At 60.0% G+C, this 19,476-nt stretch carries 12 protein-coding genes and 1 pseudogene; 4 read left to right on the forward strand and 9 right to left on the reverse strand.

Annotated features, from left to right (window positions below; all coding sequences use genetic code 11):
* Nucleotides 1-64 precede the first annotated feature (64 nt).
* Nucleotides 65-1,378 (forward strand): adenylate/guanylate cyclase domain-containing protein, encoded by a 1,314-nt coding sequence (locus ACVWW1_RS13450; RefSeq protein ID WP_456656115.1) that lies wholly within the window; start codon nucleotides 65-67, stop codon nucleotides 1,376-1,378.
* 987 nt (nucleotides 1,379-2,365) lie between these two features.
* On the opposite strand, the gene ACVWW1_RS13455 is transcribed toward ACVWW1_RS13450, so the two are convergent.
* Nucleotides 2,366-3,949, reverse strand: coding sequence for a winged helix-turn-helix domain-containing tetratricopeptide repeat protein (locus ACVWW1_RS13455; RefSeq protein WP_456656116.1), 1,584 nt, complete (start codon nucleotides 3,947-3,949; stop codon nucleotides 2,366-2,368).
* A gap of 113 nt (nucleotides 3,950-4,062) precedes the next feature.
* On the opposite strand from ACVWW1_RS13455, the gene ACVWW1_RS13460 reads away from it, so the two are divergent.
* On the forward strand, nucleotides 4,063-5,454 hold the full coding sequence (locus ACVWW1_RS13460) for an FAD-binding oxidoreductase (protein WP_456656117.1): 1,392 nt from the start codon (nucleotides 4,063-4,065) through the stop codon (nucleotides 5,452-5,454).
* A gap of 24 nt (nucleotides 5,455-5,478) precedes the next feature.
* A complete protein-coding gene (locus ACVWW1_RS13465) occupies nucleotides 5,479-6,699 on the forward strand; it encodes an MFS transporter (RefSeq protein WP_456656118.1) in 1,221 nt (406 codons plus the stop codon).
* A 102-nt stretch (nucleotides 6,700-6,801) separates the two neighbouring features.
* Here ACVWW1_RS13465 and ACVWW1_RS13470 read toward each other — a convergent pair.
* Nucleotides 6,802-8,363: pseudogene (locus ACVWW1_RS13470) on the reverse strand (winged helix-turn-helix domain-containing tetratricopeptide repeat protein).
* Nucleotides 8,364-8,471: 108 nt separating this feature from the next.
* Here ACVWW1_RS13470 and ACVWW1_RS13475 point away from each other — a divergent pair.
* The gene (locus ACVWW1_RS13475) at nucleotides 8,472-8,924 is read left to right on the forward strand and encodes a cupin domain-containing protein (protein WP_456656119.1); all 453 of its coding nucleotides are present in this window, start codon (nucleotides 8,472-8,474) and stop codon (nucleotides 8,922-8,924) included.
* A gap of 708 nt (nucleotides 8,925-9,632) precedes the next feature.
* On the opposite strand, the gene ACVWW1_RS13480 is transcribed toward ACVWW1_RS13475, so the two are convergent.
* From ACVWW1_RS13480 to ACVWW1_RS13510, 7 genes are all read right to left on the reverse strand, one after another.
* On the reverse strand, nucleotides 9,633-11,060 hold the full coding sequence (locus tag ACVWW1_RS13480) for an ATP-binding protein (protein WP_456656667.1): 1,428 nt from the start codon (nucleotides 11,058-11,060) through the stop codon (nucleotides 9,633-9,635).
* Nucleotides 10,972-12,483 (reverse strand): hypothetical protein, encoded by a 1,512-nt coding sequence (locus ACVWW1_RS13485; RefSeq protein WP_456656120.1) that lies wholly within the window; start codon nucleotides 12,481-12,483, stop codon nucleotides 10,972-10,974. The genes ACVWW1_RS13480 and ACVWW1_RS13485 overlap by 89 nt, the downstream gene beginning before the upstream one ends.
* Nucleotides 12,483-15,110, reverse strand: a complete 2,628-nt coding sequence (locus ACVWW1_RS13490) for an ATP-binding protein (RefSeq protein ID WP_456656121.1) — start codon at nucleotides 15,108-15,110, stop codon at nucleotides 12,483-12,485. The genes ACVWW1_RS13485 and ACVWW1_RS13490 overlap by 1 nt, the downstream gene beginning before the upstream one ends.
* A gap of 564 nt (nucleotides 15,111-15,674) precedes the next feature.
* Entirely contained in the window at nucleotides 15,675-16,616 is a 942-nt protein-coding gene (locus ACVWW1_RS13495) for an aldo/keto reductase (protein ID WP_456656122.1), read from the reverse strand.
* Nucleotides 16,613-18,004 (reverse strand): MFS transporter, encoded by a 1,392-nt coding sequence (locus tag ACVWW1_RS13500; RefSeq protein WP_456656123.1) that lies wholly within the window; start codon nucleotides 18,002-18,004, stop codon nucleotides 16,613-16,615. The genes ACVWW1_RS13495 and ACVWW1_RS13500 overlap by 4 nt, the downstream gene beginning before the upstream one ends.
* Nucleotides 17,991-18,143 (reverse strand): hypothetical protein, encoded by a 153-nt coding sequence (locus ACVWW1_RS13505; protein ID WP_456656124.1) that lies wholly within the window; start codon nucleotides 18,141-18,143, stop codon nucleotides 17,991-17,993. The genes ACVWW1_RS13500 and ACVWW1_RS13505 overlap by 14 nt, the downstream gene beginning before the upstream one ends.
* Nucleotides 18,140-19,453 carry an HlyD family secretion protein gene (locus tag ACVWW1_RS13510; RefSeq protein ID WP_456656125.1) on the reverse strand — a complete coding sequence of 438 codons (1,314 nt, stop codon included), beginning with the start codon at nucleotides 19,451-19,453 and terminating at the stop codon, nucleotides 18,140-18,142. Before ACVWW1_RS13510 ends, ACVWW1_RS13505 begins: the two co-directional genes overlap by 4 nt.
* Nucleotides 19,454-19,476 lie beyond the last annotated feature (23 nt).

Raw genomic sequence — 19,476 nt, forward strand, 5'->3', positions numbered from 1 at the left:
GGCGGCGCGGTCAGCTTTCCAGAATTGGTTTGCTGGCCGGCCGGAGGCGAAAACGAGGCGCCTCGTGCCGGGTAAACGTGTCGAACGGCGGCTGGCTGCGGTAGTGGCGGCAGATGTCGCGGGCTACTCGCGACTCATGGGCGCCGATGAGGTCGGAACTCTCGCCGTCTTAAAATCTCTCCGTCGCGAAGTGGTCGATCCAGCCATCGCTGCGCACTACGGCCGCATCGTTAAGACCACCGGCGACGGGATGCTTATAGAGTTCGCCAGCGCCGTTGACGCGGTGACCTGCGCTCTGGTTTTGCAGGATCAGATGAGGGCTGGTAGCGGGCGCACAGAACCAAAGATCACTTTTCGGATTGGTATCAACGTCGGCGATATCATTGTCGACGGCAGCGATATTTTCGGCGATGGCGTCAATGTCGCAGCCCGCGTCGAGAACGAATGCGAGCCGGGCGGCGTGTGCCTGTCTGGCAGCGCTTTCGAGCAAGTCCGCGGGAAAACCAAACTCGCCATCTACGATCTCGGCGAGAGGTCATTGAGGAACATTGATCGACCGGTGCGGCTTTATGGGACGCGTCCTGCCGGGTTGGCATCGGCCGCAAGCGCGCCGATCGCGGAAGCCACCAAGCCTCTTCCGCTGTCCGACGGGCCGTCGATCGCGGTGCTGCCGTTTAGGAACATGTGCGCCGATCCCGAACAGGAATATTTTTCCGATGGCATAGCGGAAGACATCATCACGGCGCTGTCGCACTTCAAGTGGTTATTCGTTATCGCCCGAAATTCGAGCTTCACCTATAAGAACAAGGCAGTTGACATCAAGCAGATTGGGCGAGAACTCGGCGTGCGCTATGTCTTGGAAGGCAGCGTGCGCAAGGTGGGTGGGCACGTACGCGTCACTGGCCGGCTCGTCGAAACGGCCACTGGCGCGCATTTGTGGGCCGACAAAATAGATGGCACGCTAGACGACGTGTTCGCGTTGCAGGACGAGGTGACTTTGAGGGTCGTGGGTGCGATCGAGCTCTCCATCACACAGGCTGAGATCAGCCGCACGCCGGTGAAGCCAACCTCCAGTGGTCTCGTTCGGAAGGCGGTGGAAACCCTCGACAGTGCCACAGACCATTCTTTGCGTTCCATAAGGTTGAGTCCGCTAGACCTACAGCTCGGATTTGCGCACGGCGGCCTCGCGTACGCCTACATCGCGAAGGAGAAGTACGAAGAAGCTCTTGAGTACGCGCGTCGAACGGCTCATGAGCTGCCACGATGGGTTTTTGGCTGGGCCGCCATAGCCATTGCGACGGCGTATCTTGGCGACCTTGAAGCAGCGAGGAATGCTGCCCAGCGACTCCAACAACTCAAGCCGAGCTTTTTCGATTAGCGCATGGGACGCAGCCAAGGCCGGTCCAGAGCAATGGATCTACGAAAGGTTCTATCATGGTCTGCGCCTTGCCGGTGGTCCGGCGAACTAGTAGGTCGTGGCCTCATTAGCGCGGAGCAATAGCCTGATTGATGCGGGTTGGACGATGGCTACGTAGTTGGCCGAGCTTGTCGTAGCGCGTTGCCCCCGATGACCTTGCATGATTCGGTTGAAGAACCGCTCAACCTGATTGCGGCGATTTAGATAAGGACTCGGCTCGCTGCGATTACTTTTGGACCGGATGTTAGTCCGCGCGGCTAATTCCTCCGCAAGCGCTCTGCGGACAAATCCTCAGTCCCTAGGCGCAATCTCGGCCGGCCTCAAACTAGCGCATCGGCTAGCAGCTCAGGCCTTTCTGCACGCTGTGGTTCGACGCGATACTCGGCCAACCAAAACTCGCTGGAGCGCCGAGCTTGTTCGAGTTAAGTCGAGGCCAACGCACGTGTGCGAGACCTACCACACCGAAGCTACGCTAAACCTCGCATTAGCATCCGATTGCCCTACTCCCACTCAATCATTTAGGAAGACGCTTTTGCGTTGATTTCCAAGCACAAATCTTTAACGCTGACGGTCTAATGCCGACGGTATACCCGCCCGAATTCTTCGGTCTTGAGTTCACAGGGAAAATTTGCGAGGCTCTGAGGGTTGGCACCTTCAGCAAGTATCGGAATCAATCGACGCACTAGACGCACACCAAGTCGGAACGGCCTCCTCTAGGGCTTTCGCCGATTATCACCCGATACCGTCAGCGGGCACTCGGACAGTCAATTGATAGCTCGTTTGCGCCGATACCCGAACAGGCCATACCGGCCTTGCCGACCCTGACGCCGCAGCGTAGCGCCTTGCCGCGTTCCTGCATGAGTTAGAGGAAACGGTTCTTCGGGAAATTGCGTCACTCGATCGGAGTACTCACCGCAATGTCCGTCGCTGTTGCCAACAACGTTGTCACTATCCAGAGTTGGAGAGTCCATTACTTAGGCCGGCTTTGCGAAGTCCGTCTAGGAAATGATCGCGGTCGGCGGGATCTCTATACCTGTTAGCGCGCATCCGGGCGAGGTCGAGCGTGTTGAGGGGCAGAGCTTCGCCGTTCTCACTCAATTCCAGACATCGCTCGCGAATGAATGCGTGCGCTTCGAAACTCGCTTCCGTCAGTCGATCGGTTTGCGCATAGCACGCCGCTAGGAGCGCATGGGACCAGCGGTCGCTCGATCGCGCTTCCCTGAGAACGTTGATCGCCTGTTCGTAGTCGCGAGCGGAATAGAGCGCCAGCGCGTGGTACCAATGGTATATGTTGGGGGGAAATGGGTTTAGCCGTTTGGCCGATTTGATCCATGCAAGCGCGTCCTGCCAGCGTCCCCAGTAGACCAGAATATTTGCAAAAGCGGCGGTGACATCAGCGTCGTTCGGATTGAGCGCCAGAGCGCGCTTGAAATGAGTTTCGGCCTCTTGATCGCGGTTTTGCAGGAAAAGAAGTTGTGCGAAGACGCCGTGCGACCAGGCGTCGTTCTCATCAAGATAGAGGGCGATCTCGATCTCGCGACGACCATCCTCCAGTGGAGGGGCGGCGGGTGATTCCAGAAACGCAGCGCAGACGACCGTCCAGGCGATATTGGCGTGAGCGCGCGCATAGGCTGGATCGAGCTCCACAGCCTTCCTGAAGTAGGCTTGCGCCTCATCCATACTCCTGACAGTCAATTGACGCCATTTCTCGTTTCCCAACAGGACGAGATCGTAGGCCGTGATGTTCGAGGTCTGCTTGCCCCTCGCGATCTCGCGGCCCGCGTCCTCGAGGCGGCCGGGCAGCGCCGAGACGATCTTGCCGACGATTTCGTCCTGGATGGCGAATATGTCCTCGATCTCGCGGTCGTAGCGTTCCGTCCAAAGGGTGAAGGCGCTCGCGGCATCCAGAAGCTTGACGGTCACCCGCACCCGTTTCTCGATCCGGCGTGCGCTCCCTTCCACCACATATCGTACGCCGAGTTGGCGTCCGACCTCTCTGATGTCGGACGAGCTTCCCCGATAAACAAAGCTGGAATGGCGGGCCACGACGAAGAGCGAACGGAAACGCGACAATTCCGCAATGACGTCTTCCGTGATCCCGTCGGAAAAGTAGTCCTGCGCTGGATCGCCGCTCAAGTTGGAAAACGGCAGCACGGCGATCGAGGGTTTGTCGGAACTCGCGGACGGAAGCCACGTTTGCCGGCTGCCATCGGGCAAGGTGACGGCCGGCGGCCCGACATAGCGGTAACCGCGGCGCGGCAGCGTCTCGATCCAGCTACTGCCGCCTTCGACGGCTGCAAACGTCCGCCGCAGAGCCGCAACCTGTACGGTCAGATTGCTTTCCTCGATCGCCAACCCCGGCCAGGCCGCCTCCATCAAGGCGTCCTTGGCAACCGGCTTGCCCGCCTTTTCCAGAAGCAGCCGCAGCAGCGCGACCGCTCGCCCCCCGAGAGCGACCGGCTCGGCTCCGCGAAACAGCGTGTCGGCGTCTGCCTCGAGGCGAAACGGACCAAACTCGTAGATCGTCGCCATCGCCTAGAGACACCCTTTTTGGCAAAATTTGCAACTTTTTCGGATCGGATTCAGGAAATGATCCGGCGCTCCGTGAGAAGATGCCTGGGCATTCGCGGCGAGGAGCAAATCAGATGGAGCAGCAGCAGCCACACGACGACCTGATGGGCAAATCGAACGCCGAACCTCGGCTCACCCCGCAGCTACGGCTCAAGGGCAATGTGGTCCTCGAGGGGAGCGTCGATTACGACGAGGCGCGCAAGGTCTGGAATGGCGCTATCGACAAGCGGCCGGCCATGATCGCCTATTGTGCCGGCGCCGAGGACGTCGCTCGGGCCGTCGCGTTCGCAAGATCCCATCGCTTCTGCATCGCGGTCCGCAGCGGCGGCCACAATGTCGCCGGCCTGTCGGTCTGCGACGGCGGCATGATCATCGACCTGTCGCACATGAAGCAGATCGAGGTCGATCCGGTCCGCCGGATCGCCCGCGCGGAGGCCGGCCTCAATCTAGGCGAGTTCGACAGGGCGACACAAGAGCATGGCCTGGCGACCACCATGGGCGTCAACAGCGATACCGGTATCGCCGGGCTCACGCTTGGCGGCGGCTTTGGCAAGCTCGGACGCAAATACGGACTGACCTGCGACAACCTGATTGCCGCCGACGTGGTGACAGCCGAAGGAAAGATCCTGAGGGCCAGCGCGACCGAACACCCCGACCTCTTCTGGGGTCTTCGGGGTGGCGGCGGTAATTTTGGCATCGTGACAGCGTTCGAATATCGGCTTCATTGCATCGGCACCTCGCTGCTCATCGCGTCAGCACTGCATCGATATGACGAGGCGCGCGAGGCCATGCGTTTCTATGATGAATTCGCCCGCCGCGCCCCTGACGAAGCGAACGTCGATGCAGCCCTGGTCACGCTGCCGTCCGGCGAACGGTTCTTCAGCATCTCCGCCTGCTATGTCGGCTCGCATCATGACGGCGAGCGAGCCCTTTCACCGATCGTCAGGTTCGGCTCGCCCGTCGAGACGCGCCTCGCACCTGTCCCTTATCTTGAGGTTCAGTCGGGAGGCGATGCCCTGTTTCCGCGGGGACGTCGCTATTACTGGAAGGCGCAGTTCCTGCGCGAGATCAGTGCGGGCGCGATCGACGCACTGCTCGACGCCTATGCGAAAGCGCCCAACACCTCGTCCTTGCTGGTCTTCCAGCACGTCGGCGGAGCAATCGCGCGGGTTCCAACGCCGGATTCGCCTTACGCAAATCGCGATGCAGCGTTCGACTGCTTTCCGGTCGCGATCTGGGACGATCCGGCCGGCGACGACGCGAACATGCGTTGGGCGCGCGAACTGTGGAGCGCCGTTAGGCCCTATTCGACCGGCGGCGTCTACGCCAATAATCTCGGCGATGAGGGCGAGGATCGCGTCCGCGCCGCCTATGGCGAGAACTATGCGCGGTTGGCCGCACTCAAGACCAGATACGATCCGACCAATCTCTTCCGTCTGAATCAGAATATCCGACCGATGACATAGTTCGCGGTATCGGGGAAAATTCAAATGCGAAGCCGCTGGACCATTCTTGCTGCCCTGTTCGTCGCGCGTGCCGCCATCGCTTTCCAGTTTCAGAGCATCGCGGCGGTCGCGCCACAGCTCAGCCAGAGCCTGGGTGCGAATCTGGCCGATATCGGCGTTCTGATCGGACTCTATTTTGCGCCGGGCGCTGCGCTTGCGCTGCCCGGCGGCGCGATCGGCCGCCGCTATGGCGACAAGATGACGGTCCTTGCCGGGCTCCTGCTGATGCTGGCAGGCGAACTGCTGATGATCACGTCAACGTCATGGAGCACGCAGATCGTGGGCCGGCTGACGGCCGGCATCGGCGGCGTTCTCCTGAACGTTCTGATGACCAAGATGGTCGCGGACTGGTTTGCCGGTCGGGAGATCGCCACCGCGATGGCCATCTTCATCAACTCATGGCCGGCTGGCATCGCAGCCGCTCTCATGCTGTTGCCAGCAGTCGGAGCCACGTTCGGGCTCCATGCCGTCCATCTCGCCGTCGCAGGGGTGATCCTGATCGGCCTCTGCCTTATCGCTTCGGTCTATCGCGCGCCAGATGCGATCGTCGCCGTTGAAGGCGAGCGCGGCAGCCTGACCGCCGATACGATCTGCGCCGTGATTGCCGCCGGCTTGATCTGGTGCCTCTACAACATCGGTTTTGCGATGATCTTCAGTTTCGGCCCGTCGATGCTCGTCGAGCAAGGCTGGTCGGGTGCAGCAGCCGGATCAACCATCAGTATCGTGCTCTGGCTCGCCGCCCTTTCGGTTCCGCTCGGCGGCTTCCTCGCCGATCGGACCAAGCGCGGCGATGCCATCCTGGCGACAGGCTGCAGCTCTTTCGCTCTCCTGACACTTGTCCTGTCGCGAAGCGGCACGGTGCTTCCCATCGTCGTCGCTCTTGGAATCGTCTGTGGCCTGCCCGCCGGTGCGATCATGAGCTTGCCTGCGCGTGTGCTCGATCAGAAGATGCGGCCGATCGGAATGGGGATATTCTACACGGTCTTCTACGCCGGCATGCTGGCGGGACCTGCGATCGGAGGAAAGCTCTCCACGTCGGCCGGCTCCGCGCGCGCCGCGCTCGACTTCGGCGCTATCGTGCTCCTGGCTTGTCCGGTTGTCCTCTGGCTGTTCCGCCGTATCGTTGCCCGCCGGGATCGGCAGGCCGTTTCACCGACGTCCGACGAAAAGCGGGACCTCCTCACAAATGAGGTGGGTCGTTCCTGAGCAGACAACGGCGCATCCGGGCCAAACCAAACACGTCCCTGCAGTTCGCGCGGTCTTTGCAGGTCGCCGGCGGTCAGAGATGTAAGCTCGTCGAAACCCGGGCTATTCCGGCAATCCGGCATCCCGCAGCGCGCCGCCGAGAGCCTCCGCGAGCGCTGGCGCACAGTTTACACCAGCAAACTGACGGCTGTAGCGAAAGGCCGGCTGGAGCTCGAGCACACGCGCGGCGGCCGCCCTCGCTTCGTCAGCCGGCCAAGTTTGGCCAGTGCGGCGGCCAATTGCACATAGGTGATGCTATGTGCCGGATTGGCTTGGACGGATCTGTAGGCCGCACGACAGGCTTCGTCGTAACGTCCGCGCAGCAAATGGCTCATTGCTTGCGCGTCAAACGCGGCCCAGGCCCACGAGTCGAACGGGCTCAGCCGCAGACCCTGCTCGCTCCATTCGATCGCGCGCTCCGCTTCGACGCCCCATCCCAGAATAACGCTGCCGAGAATGTAGGTCAGCGCCGATGAGGGGCTGATGGCGAGGGCAGCTTCCAACGCTGCAAATGCGGCGGCGCGATCGTGCGCATCCATGCCGATGGAAAATCCGGCCCATGTCAGAGCGAGCGCATCGTCTTGTCCATGGACAATGGCCGATCGGGCGTGGCGGATCGAAGCGGCACGGTTGACCTCCTGCAGGCCGGCGCGAAGGAACAGGCAATGGTGACACATCGCGGCATTGCCATGCGCCAGCGCATAAGCCGGCTCGAGTGCGATCGCACGCTCGAGAAGCGCAAGCGCTCTCGTCACTTGCTCCGGCATGCCTGAATCGACGTCAGGCTGGGCTCGCAGCACGAGATCGTAGGCATCGAGACTGTCAGGTCGTTTCCGCCTGACACGTTCGATTTCGGCTTTCCGCACGCTCGGCGCAATCGCGCCCACCGCCGACAGCGCGATCTCGTCCTGAATTGCGAAAATATTGTCGGAGCTGCGGTCGTAGCGCTCGGCCCAGACGTGGGCGCCGGTCGAGGCGTCGATCATTTGGCTGGTCACGCGCACGCTGCCGCCGGCCTTGCGCACGCTGCCTTCGAGCACATAGCGCACGCCAAGCTCGCGGCCGACCTGCTTCACGTCCACGGCACGGCCCTTGTAGTTGAAGGTCGAGTTTCGCGCGATGACGAAGAGCCAGTTGATGCGTGCGAGACCGGTGATGATGTCGTCGACCATCCCATCGGCGAAGTACTCCTGCTCCGGATCGCCGCTCAGGTTCGAGAACGGCAGAACGGCGATGGACGGTCTGTCGGGCAAGGGCGGTGCCGATGCGGCGCGGGCGGCAGCCGACGCATCGGGAACATTGGTGACAACGGCCGGTCCGATATACCGATAGCCGCGCCGCGGCAGCGTTTCGATCCAGCTCTCGGCATCCGCCGCCTCCGCCAGCACCCGGCGCAAGGCGGCGATCTGAACCGTTAGATTGTTATCGGCAACCGCGAATCCACCCCAACCGGCCTCGACCAAGGCGTCCTTGGACACCGGTACGCCCGCGTTTTCGAGCAGCCGGCGCAGCAACGCGACGGCGCGCTGCCCAAGCATGGTTGGTTCGGCCCCTCGGTATAGAATGCCCGCCTCTAGGTCGAGGCGGAACGGGCCGAACTGGTAAAGGTCGCCCCTGACTGTCATTCGGCGATTTTAGCAGATTTTTGGGAACGGATTCACGACATCCCGGCACGGACGGCCGATGTTGCACAAGTGCTTGCAGGAATTAGCATTTGGTCAATGGAGGATCACATGAGCGCCGATGCCGTCATTCGCATGCCCGATGAGACGAAGGGGGTCATCCTGCGTGGTCACCCTGTGGTGTTCCTCGTCACCGGCGAAAATACCAAGCACACGAGCATGTTCGACTGGACGATCCCGGCGGGGTTCGCCACAGGGCGGCATGTTCACCGGGTGCAGGAGGAGACCTTCTACCTGCTCGAGGGCGAGTGTGAGTGGCATGTCGGCGACAGGACGATCCGCGCAACACCCGGAACCTATCTGTTCATCCCGCCGGGAGTGCCGCACAACATCAGCGAGAAGTCGGCTCGCGTGCTGATGACCGTTTCTCCGCCCGGCCATGAGTATTATTTCGAAGAGCTCGCGAAACTCGCAGCGCAGGGGGCGCCGGATCCAAAGGCGCTCGCCGATCTGCGAAACCGCTACGATACAGATCAGCTCTCGGCTTTGACGACTCGCGCGTAAGCCTACGTCCCAGCGTTCGAAGGCAGCTTTGGCTCGCTGGCGACCTCACGATGGGCGCCGATGTCCGGTTTGCCCCAAAACCCGTCGGTGCTCCTAGCCAGGCTTTAAGCGCCCGACCTTCTGTACGATCGAGCGCGCAGCGATACTCCATCAGTGAAGACGCAATGGATTTCGGACCTCTGCTGGGATAAGCCAAGCTCACTGCTTCGGTCAAAATTCTCAACGCGAAGGAAGCGAGAACAAATCGACCAAACTACGCCAAACTGCGCCACAGCCGGCGACTACCCTACTCCCACTCGATTGTTCATAGCGAACATAACACATTGATCAGTAACGACAACTCGGGTCCGTCAATGGTCAAATGCCGATATCCGGTCCGTCACAAGTCTTTGCTCTTGGATCCACAAGAAAATTTCTGCGCTTTGGAGCTCCGATGCTTTCAGCAGCTATCGAAGTCGATTGGTTGAACAACTCGAGCGGGCGTGCCTTTTGTCCTGGTGAGCACACTGCTTTGTAATACCGTCAATCCGCGTGCCAAAGCCAGCGCTCGATCTTGGGGAGCGCTGGACCAGGTGCTTGCTGCTCAAGATTTAAGGCACGTCCTTGTCGGATCAATCTCAGTAAGCCGTTTGGCATAGACATGAAGGCGTGCTTGCCATCACAACTGTCGGACCGGATTCCTCATAGGACTCGCTTCTTCGGCCGAAGCTAGGCTTCGGATGAACTCCCGAGCGATCTCCAGCTCGGCAACGTCAAGCAGAAGACGGCGCCGCGAGGCTTGTTCGGCGTTGCCCAAAGCCTACCGCCATGCGCTTCAACGATCGAACGGCAGATCGCCAAGCCCATGCCCATACCGCTGGCCTTGGTCGTATAAAAGGCCTCGAAGATACGCTCTGAATTTGCTTGTGGCAGACCGGGGCCTGTGTCGCTGATCGCGATAAGTACGCTACCCGATTCGACCAAACTGGTGCTGATCGACAATTCCCGCAATCCCTCCCCGACCTCGCTCATCGCTTCAATAGCGTTCATGTTGAGGTTCAGGATCACCTGTTGCAACTGGACCGTATCTCCCAGAATAAGCGGCAGTCCCCTTGCCAAGTCCATTTTCGCCAAAACGCCAGCATCTAACATCACAGCGCGTGTTAGTCCGACAACGTCGAGAATTGCTTCGTTGATTTCGAGGCCTTGCTTCCGCGCCGGCGTCTTTTTGGACAACTCACGAATTCGGCTCACAATATCGGCGGCGCGCTTACCGTCGTTGACGATACGGTCGATCGACTGCTTCGCTTTTTCCAGATTTGGCGGCTGATGAGCGAGCCAGCGCGCAGCGGTTTCAGCGTTCGTAATTGCGGCCGCGAGAGGTTGATTGACCTCATGGGCGATCGAGGCCGTGAGCTGCCCCATCGTCGCGACGCGATTTGCGTGCGCCAACTCTGCCTCGGCGCGCTTTCTCTCTGTCAAGTCGAGCGCGAAGACGACAACGGCGTCTTCTCGTTCGCCTAGAGTTGCTCCTCCGACCAGCACCGGCACGCGACTGCCATCTTTCCGAAAGTATTCCTTCTCGAACGGCTGAACGGTTCCGGTCGTCTTCATTTCAGCCACAGCCCGCGCGTCTCGTTCATGCCATTCCGGGGGCGTCAGCTCTGTTCGGCGCAATCGACCCGATGCGATGTCCGCTTGATCGTATCCAACAATCTGGAGAAACGCCTGATTGGCCTCTAGGATGTGGTCATCGGGGTTCCCGATCAAAATTCCGATGATATTCGACTCGAACAGGCGGCGAACTTTCGCCTCCCGCTCCTGCAGGTCACGATAAAGGAGCGTGTTCTCCAGCGAGATCGCTGCTTGCGCCGCCAGCAATTCGAGAACTGCGACATGAGTAGGTGTGAATGCGTGAGACGTCAGCCTGTTTTCGAGGAGGAGAACTCCTGTCAATTTCCGCTGTTTGATCAACGGTAGGCAGAGCACCGACTTCGATTGTTGTTCGCGCAGATAGTCGTCGCCAGAGAACAGGCTTGGCTTGGAGGCATCATCGAGAATCACGCTTTCACGCGTGCGGATGACATAGCGGACAACCGATTCGGGGCAGCAACTCCCGGCAATGGGCTGCTGTTTCCATCTTGACGTCGACCTGATCGACGGTCGTCCGTCCCTCTGCCTGGATGAGATATTCGTCCCCAGACGGCAGGATCAAAAGGCCGCGATCCGCACCCGCATTCTCGATCGCGATCGTCATGAGGCGCTCGATCAGCTTAGGCAACATGATCTCGCCAGACAAAGCCTGAGACGCTTGGATGACGCTTGCAACATCGAGATTTTGGAGCGGAGAGCCTACCATCGCTGCAGAAGACCGCCCCGCCGGAGCGACCAAATGCGGGTAAAGGCGATCGAGCTGCTGCACTTTGCCGTCGGCGCCCCAACTGAGATAACACTGACGAGCATTGGACAGATGGGTGTTGGCGGATGTCTCAGAACCACACGCATTGTAGAACCTCGCAGCTGCCTCAAAGGCCACGGCTTCGTTCTGAACGAAGCCGTTCTCCCGGGCCGAGCGAATTGCCTGCTCATAGAGGCGCACAGCGTCGGCAACGCGGCCTTCAACCCGGGCAATCTCCGCGGCCACGAGTGCAGAACGGTTTTCGAAATTCTCGGGGCAATTTTGCGCCCAAATTGCAAGCTGGCGGTGGTGAGCGGCCAGCGCCTCGAAGTGCTCTCGTCGCGCATCGTCGGTCGCAAAATCGAAAGCGCAGGCTCGGGCAAGAGCCCCGTAGAAATGAGCGTCTGCGGTTTCCAAAAACGAGGGTGAGGTCCAGAGTAGGCTTTGTGCGTTCAAGGATGCAGCGACGGCAGCCGCATAGTCGCCCGCAAAGAAGCGCGCCTGCAGCTTACGCACCCAGTACCAGCACGCCTCGATCGCGTGGCCCTCTTGATTCGACAATCGGTACTCGACTTCCATCTCATTGAATTGCGAATCGCTCAAACATCCAAAATTCTCTGTGAGACCACGAAGCGTACGAATTAGTGCAAGCTGGATCGCGCCGATGTCGGTCAAAAGGCCGAAGCGGGCATTCCGGGAAAACTCGAGGCTCTGCTCGGCCTTGCGCTGCATCTCAGCGAGCGCGGCTCCGCGCGCGAGAAGATTTCCAAACAAATCAACGCCGCACGATGCCGCTGTCGTGAGATCTCCGATGGCATTTGCGGCATCAAATGCGCGATGGATCAATTCCTCGCCAATGCGCACGTGCTTGGTCCATGGCACGATGAGAACCGCGAAAGATAAATAGGTGTGGGCCTTGTACCGTTCGAACCCTCCTCGCTCGACAAGCTCGTAGCCGAGTTGGCCGAACCGGAAGCCCCTCTCATAATCGCCAAATTTTGATCCGGCGATCATGCCAAACCAGATGTAACCATCACACGATGCTCCGGCGTGGCCGTGCTCCAAACTTATGTTGACCATTCCGCAGATTAACAGAGAAAGGAGGTTGGCATCAGTGTACAACGCAGTTTTCAGGCACCTCTCAAGAACATCAAGAGCCGCGACGTATTCCGGGTTGCTCATCACAGGCAAGTCGATAAGTTCTTCAACCTCGCGGCTTCGGAGTAGAGACCAGGTGCGCGCTCGTATTCCAATCTTGCTTCATGTTCTGTTGGGTGTGGCGACCACTTGATACCCACGTGTCGCAGGTACTCGAGCGCCACGGCAATGGCGCGGTCGCTCTGATCGAGAGTTGTGCAAACGTCTACATGCAAGGACGCCAACGACGCGCGCTCAAGGGTGTTGGTTGCACGGTTGGACAGAGCAGCCAATCGCTTATCTGCCGCTGCGAGATCGCCGACGAGAAATTCACATCCAGCCCGCTCCAACTCCAGTTGGAAAATCAGGTCGCGATGGCTCACCCAGCCATGCTCGCCTAATAGCTCCACTCCCGTCACGAAATACTTGAGTGCTGAAGCATATGCGGCGGATGCTTTTGCCTCACGACCTGCTTGCAGGTTAACCTCCGCCACCTCGGCCTTCTCGCCGCCGTCGACCAGCATTTTGGCGCCACTGTTCAACTGACCGGCGACATCGAACAGATATTCAGCCAAGGCATCCACCCCCAGCTTCGCGAGCAGCAACCGGCCGATCCCCAGGTGCACTGCCGCGCGCTCGCGTTCCGAGATAAGCACGTAGGCCGCCTCCTGTATCCGATCATGGAGGAAGGCATACGATTGCTCCAAGCGGACAATCAGTCCGGCGTAGGCGGCTTCCGACAAGACGGCGTGGATTTCGCCGTCAGATTGTCCCAAGGCAGCGCTCAGGAGTCCGATCTTCGCCACATTCCCGAGACATGCGAATTTTTGGAGAGCGCTCTGCGTATGCTGCGACAAACGCCGTAGCTTGCCCAGCATGAGATGCGCCACGTTGCTGGAATAGCCCTTGGCGCGTATCCGTTCCAAATCCCAGACCCAACAGGCTACGCCCCGATCGAACTTGAGCAGCCCTTCCTCAGCGAGTGAGGTGAGCAGTTGGATCGCGAAAAACGGGTTGCCGCCGGTTCTCTCGTGGATCGACAGCGCGAGAGGAGCAGTGGACTCCAAACTCTTGGGTAAAGCGTCGGCCGTGAGCCGTTGAACGTCAACCACGTCGAGGGGTGCGAGTACAATGTCATGGACTTTCACCCCCCGATCGCGAAGCACAGTCAATCTCCGCATCAGCGGATGAGACGAGGTTACTTCGTTATCGCGGTAGGCACCGATCAATAGCAGATGCCTAACGTCTGGATGGGTTGCCACGTACTCCAGCAGGTCCAGACTCGCCGTGTCCAACCATTGCAAGTCATCGAGAAACAGGGCCAGCGGATGCTCAGGGCGTGCGAAGACGCCAATAAAGCGCAGGAACACCAATTGAAAACGCGCGCGGGCTTCTTGCGGCGCCAGTTCCGTCGCGGGTGGTTGCTTGCCGATGATGAATTCGAGTTCAGGGATAAGGTTGACGATGAGTTGGCCATTCGGTCCCAATGCTTCCAGCAGAGCGCGGCGCCGTTGATCTACCTCTGCTTCGCTCTTGACAAGAATCTGACGCACCAGCGTTTGGAACGCTTGGGCGAAAATCGCATAAGGAACGTCTCGTTTGTACTGGTCGAACTTGCCCGATGCAAAGAATCCCCGAGGCGGGACGAGAGATCTATGGAGTTCATTGACGACCGAGGATTTGCCAATCCCGGAGTAGCCGGAAAACAGAACGAGTTCTGGCCTGCCTTCGCGTACAACCCGGTCGAAGGACGCTATCAGCGTGGCGATTTCACCGTCGCGCCCATACAGCTTCTCGGGAATAAGCAGCCGGTCGGAAGCATCGCGCGCGCCAAGCAGAAATGGGGTGATGCAATAGCGCGACTGCCATTCCCTCAGGCATTGACGCAGGTCAGCTTCAAGCCCCGAGGCCGTCTGATAACGTTGCTCCGCGGTTTTTTCGAGAAGCTTCATTACGATTGACGAAAGCACGTCGGGAATTTCGCTTACTTGCTCGCGCGGCGCAGGGGGCGGCCGTGCGATATGACAGTGCACCCACTCCATCGGATCGGAAGCAGCAAATGGAAGTCTTCCGGTGAGCATTTCGTAAAGTGTGATGCCGAACGAATAGAGGTCACTGCGCGAATCGATCGAACGATTCATTCGCCCCGTCTGCTCCGGCGCCATGTAGGCTAGCGTCCCAGCAATGATCTCCGGAGGATCAGGCGACTGTCGTTCTCGTGCAATTCGCGACGCAATTCCGAAGCCCGTTAGCCGCACCTCATCAGCCGTTTCGTCCACCAGAATATTGGCAGGCTTAACGTCCTTATGGATAAAGCCGTGCTCATGAGCTTTGCCAAGGCAAACAGCAGTGCCGATAGCGATGCGCAGGCAGCGACCGACTTCTATCGGGTTTCCCAGCAGATTGCTCAGCGACTCGCCGCCAGGATCTTCAAGCACAAGAATTGTTCGGCCGCCGTCTCGCACGAGTTCGAGCGGTCGCGCCGCCCATTTACTGTCGAGTTCATCCTTGAAGGAATACTCTCGGACGATGCGATCGAGGCTTGCCGGCGTTGGCTGCTCCGAAGCCGGGAATACGATCAGCACATCCCCGCTCTCACCTTCAGTGTCTTCGCGCCACCCCCGGCGGAGGACCAGTCCGCTTTCCTCCGATAGAATATCGAGGCTGCCCAATCTGTTCGCGCTGAACCGAGAAAATGGCCCCACTCGCAAGCCTCGTAGTTGAGCCGGCCACTAGGACCACAGCACCACTAAGCTAGCATTTTGAGCCCAATCGTGAACTATCTTATTTTGCTGTCGGAACCGAAAGCCGGAAAAAGGCATGTTTGCTCGCTGATGGATTTCGAGCGCCTGTTGCCCGCCGACGTGGTGGATATCATTCAGTCAAGCCCGCTGAGGCTATGTCCGCCGGCGCCTAGGCATTGATTGTGTGGGTTTCCGCTCCCAATGCCATCCGACCTTTGGAAAAGACCGATCATACCTAGGTATGAGTGCCGGCCGGCCGCCATTTCCTCCAAAGGCTGCGCACCCGAGCCAGACCGTACCGCAGTTGTGCACGCATCTCCTTCTGGTATTTCACGTACGATAGTAACTCCATCATTGCGAGCTCCGACATAAGGCCTGTAAATCTCGGCCAAAACGGCCGACGCTGTTCCACGTCGCTGTGCACGACGTGCCACGTTCGTGATCATGGGCTTCATTTGCTGGAGCTGACGAACTCACGGCATCCAGGCTGGTTCACGCAACCCGGGGAATGAATCCAGGCACGCCGGTTTCCACCACCGCGTTGAAGCGGATACTCGTCGTGATCTTTTCCCGGATCCTCTGCATCGCCTCATCCGGAAGAGCCGACAACTCGAGACTCTCCTGGATACGCTGAGGCTTGGTTGAGGTCGTCAGGAAGGCTGTTCCGCGCTGGATCGCCCATGCCAACGCCACTTGTGCGGGCGTCTTGTGGATGCGCCGAGCGATGCTGTCGATCACGGGATCCTCGAGCAGGTTCGGCTTCATGGCGTGGCCCAGCGCGGCAAACGCCTGCAGGACGATCCCGTGCTCCCGACAGAACTCCAGGAGCTCCCATTCCGGCAGGTAAGGATGCGATTCCACCTGAATTGCCGCAGGCTTGATCCGGGCAGCCGCAACGATCTCACGCAGCTTTTCCAATCCGATGTCCGATAAGCCGATAGATCGGCAGCGTCCTTCGTCCACAAGCTGCTCGAGTGCCTGCCACGTCTCGATCAGCGTGACTCCAGTGTCATAGATCACCCGCCCCTGATCGTCTCTCGGGTCCTGCTCGTCGCCTGGACGAAAAGCAAAGGGAGTATGGATGATGTAGCAGTCGACATAGTCAACCTGCAGCCGCCGGCAGCTTGCGTCGAAAGCAGGCTTCACCCGCTCCGGACGATGATTGGTGTTCCATAGCTTCGTCGTGACGAACAGATCTTCGCGGTTGAGGATCCCAGCTTTGAAGGACTCCTGGATTGCCTGGCCGACCGCTGCTTCGTTCCGGTAGCGTTCCGCACAATCGAGATGGCGAAATCCCGCTTCCAATGCTGTCTTGGTCGCCTGTTTGGTGACGACCGGGTCGGGGATCAATGTGCCAAATCCTGCAGCGGGCATCAGGCCGGACCCATGCTCAAGCAAGAACCGCCTTTCGCGAAGCGCATTGGATAACGTCATCTTTCCGATCCTTTCTTTGTGCCGGCGCGCGAACCATCAGCCGGCTGTGGCTTGCTGAGAAACAGTACGAGCGGGCTCACGATCAGCATCGCGAACATCAGGATTTTGAACTGATCGATGACCGCGACGATGGCCGCCTGCTGCGTGATCATTTCATTGAGCCCAGCGAGTGCCTTCTTGTCGATCGTGCCGACAACATGCGCCGCGGTACGATAAGGTGCGAGGTTCTTCGCGAGCGCGAGGTGCATGGCCTGGGTGTTGATGTAGAAGAACATCTGCACCACCGCGATTCCTATCGCACTTCCGTAGACGCGCGACAGATTGAACAGCGCGGTGCCTTCTGGCCGATACTTTGGATCGAGCGTGCTGAAACCCGTCCTGGCAAGCGCTGGAAGCAGCATGCCGAGCCCGGTGCCCTGGAGCAGGGTCGCCGTGATAACGAGCCGCCGGTCCATCGCCGGGGAATAGCCGAGCATCAAAGAATTCGCGTACGCGACCGCCGCAACGCCGGCGAAAACGAGCAACCGACTGTCGATTCGCTGCGGGACGAAGCCCATCATCACCACCGCCCCGACCAGCGTCACCCCGCGCGCAAGGGTCACGTAGCCCGCGGTATCAACGGGATAATTGAGCAGTTCCTCCAGCATCGGCGAGGTCAAGGCCAGAGTCGGCAGCAGAACAAAGCCAACGGCGAAGAAGATGATCGCGGAACAGATGAAGTTGCGATCCTTGAACAGCGCCTTGTTGAAGAAGTGAACGTCCCTCGTCGCGATGTGCACGATGAAGAGATAGAAGCCGAGGGCCGAGATGCTCGCCTCGATCCAGATTTCCACCGATGCGAACCACTCAAGCCGTTCACCCCGGTCGAGCAGCATCTGCAAGCCTATTAGACCGAGCGAAAATGCCGCCAGGCCGAAGAAATCGAAGGGCGGGCTCTGCTCTGCCTTCTTCTCCGGCAACGAGAGCGTCATGGTCATGAAGATGAAAGCTGCGATCGGCAGGCTGAAATAGAAGATCGAGCGCCAGCCGTGATATTCGCTGAGCCAGCCACCGATGCTCGCGCCGCTGCTGATACCGAGCACGATGCATGCGGACCACGCGAGGCTGATCCGCCCATGGCGTGCCGGCGGCAAAACGTCGAGCAACACCGCCAGAGAGAGAGGCGCCAGCACCCCGCTCGCGGCCCCCTGAACGACCCGTGCGAACACGAACTGGAGCGACGTCGCCGCCATCGTGTCAAGCATGAGACCGAGGCAGAAGACCAGGAGGGACAGCTGATATATCGTCCTTCGGCCATAGCGGCCCGCGAGCCAGCGCATCATCGGCACGACCAGCGCGCCGGCCGCGATATAGGCGGTGAAGACCCATCCGGCCTCATCGTTCGCCATCGATAGCGTGCCCTGGATGTAAGGCAGAGCCGCGTTTCGGCAGTGAAATATTGACCGCCTCCATATAGGCGGCCATCAGGGCTGCAACCGTCACCGCGCCGCGCCCGTCGAATGCAAGGCTCGGTGCGAGGGTGGTCATTTGACTTCCCCCGCAAAGGCCGGTTGCAGCAATTGAAGCCAGGCCCGGCGATGGCCGGTGTCGACACGTGCAGTGACGCTGATGCCAGAGAATAGGGGCCGGTTTGGATCGACCTCGTCCAACTCGAGCCGGACTGGCAGGCGCTGAACGACCTTGACCCAATTGCCCGTCGCGTTCTCCGGCGGCAGCACCGCGAAGTCTGATCCGGTGCCCGGGCTCATGCTGACAATATGGGCGTTGAACTTGCGATCCGGGTAAGCATCGACGTCGATCGTGGCCTCCTGGCCCGGACGCATATGAGTCAAGCCCGTTTCACGGAAGTTCGCCTCGATCCAGACGCGTCGGCTCGACAGTAGCGAAAACACGGCGGTCCCCGGATTGATGAAGTTGCCGACCTGGAGTTCATCGACCCGGGTCACGACGCCATCGTCGGGCGCGGTCACCGTCGTGTAGGATAGATCGAGCCTTGCCCTATCGAGTTGAGCCTTGGCGGCGCGGACCGTCGGATGGCGACTGATCTCGATATCCGGGTTGCCATCGAGTGCGGCCACGGTGCTGGCGATCTGCTGCTCCACCGCCGCGATATGCTGGCGGGCAACCTTGAGATCGGTCTCGGCCCGCTCGTAAACCGCACGCGGCGTGAAATCGTTGGCGACCAGCGCCTTCTTGCGATCATACTCACGCTCGGCGAACGTCGCTGAGTCCCGGGCCGACTGCAATTCGGCCTGTTGCTGATGATAGGTGGTCTTGAGCGCTTCGATCTGAAGGCGCGTGCTGCCGAGCCGCGCCTCAGCCTGATCGACCGCGATCTGATAGGGCTCCGGATCGATGCGGAACAGGACCTGCCCCTGCCGCACGCGCTCGTTGTCGCGGACGGCGATGTCCACGGCCTGGCCGGCAACCCGCGCATTTACGGTCACCTTCGCCGCGCGAACGAACGCATCGTCGGTCGACACATAGGGCTCTTCGGCGAGATAATAGATGATACCGAGCACACCCAGCACGATCGGTACCGCAAGCATGAGCGGTCTGCGCAACCGCTCCCTCACGGTCCTTGCCGGCACGGTTCGGCCCTCGAATGGCCGCTCGCCGGGAACCCGATCGAGCCGTGCTTCCATCGCCGCCCCCGCCACTATTGCGACCCTTGCTGTCGGCTCGGACGCCTGCGAGAGTGCTTCTTCCCCGGCAGCGCCGATCTTCTCGGCAACGATCGGCACCACTTCGCCGCTGGAGCCGGCGCCTCCCAGCCCGCTTTCGCGCGACATGAGGCGGTCGCCGATGCCGGCGGAAGGCAAATCATCTGATCGCATCGAGCCTTCTCCTCTACTCCATT

This window comes from Bradyrhizobium sp. JR3.5, from assembly GCF_054057015.1.

Excerpts from the sequence above, each read along its gene's own strand:
- ACVWW1_RS13455 (WP_456656116.1), bottom strand. The coding sequence starts at position 3,949 with ATGGCGACGATCTACGAGTTTGGTCCGTTTCGCCTCGAGGCAGACGCC.
- ACVWW1_RS13460 (WP_456656117.1), top strand. The coding sequence starts at position 4,063 with ATGGAGCAGCAGCAGCCACACGACGACCTGATGGGCAAATCGAACGCC.
- ACVWW1_RS13465 (WP_456656118.1), top strand. The coding sequence starts at position 5,479 with ATGCGAAGCCGCTGGACCATTCTTGCTGCCCTGTTCGTCGCGCGTGCC.
- ACVWW1_RS13475 (WP_456656119.1), top strand. The coding sequence starts at position 8,472 with ATGAGCGCCGATGCCGTCATTCGCATGCCCGATGAGACGAAGGGGGTC.
- ACVWW1_RS13485 (WP_456656120.1), bottom strand. The coding sequence starts at position 12,483 with ATGAGCAACCCGGAATACGTCGCGGCTCTTGATGTTCTTGAGAGGTGC.
- ACVWW1_RS13495 (WP_456656122.1), bottom strand. The coding sequence starts at position 16,616 with ATGACGTTATCCAATGCGCTTCGCGAAAGGCGGTTCTTGCTTGAGCAT.
- ACVWW1_RS13500 (WP_456656123.1), bottom strand. The coding sequence starts at position 18,004 with ATGGCGAACGATGAGGCCGGATGGGTCTTCACCGCCTATATCGCGGCC.
- ACVWW1_RS13505 (WP_456656124.1), bottom strand. The coding sequence starts at position 18,143 with ATGACCACCCTCGCACCGAGCCTTGCATTCGACGGGCGCGGCGCGGTG.
- ACVWW1_RS13510 (WP_456656125.1), bottom strand. The coding sequence starts at position 19,453 with ATGCGATCAGATGATTTGCCTTCCGCCGGCATCGGCGACCGCCTCATG.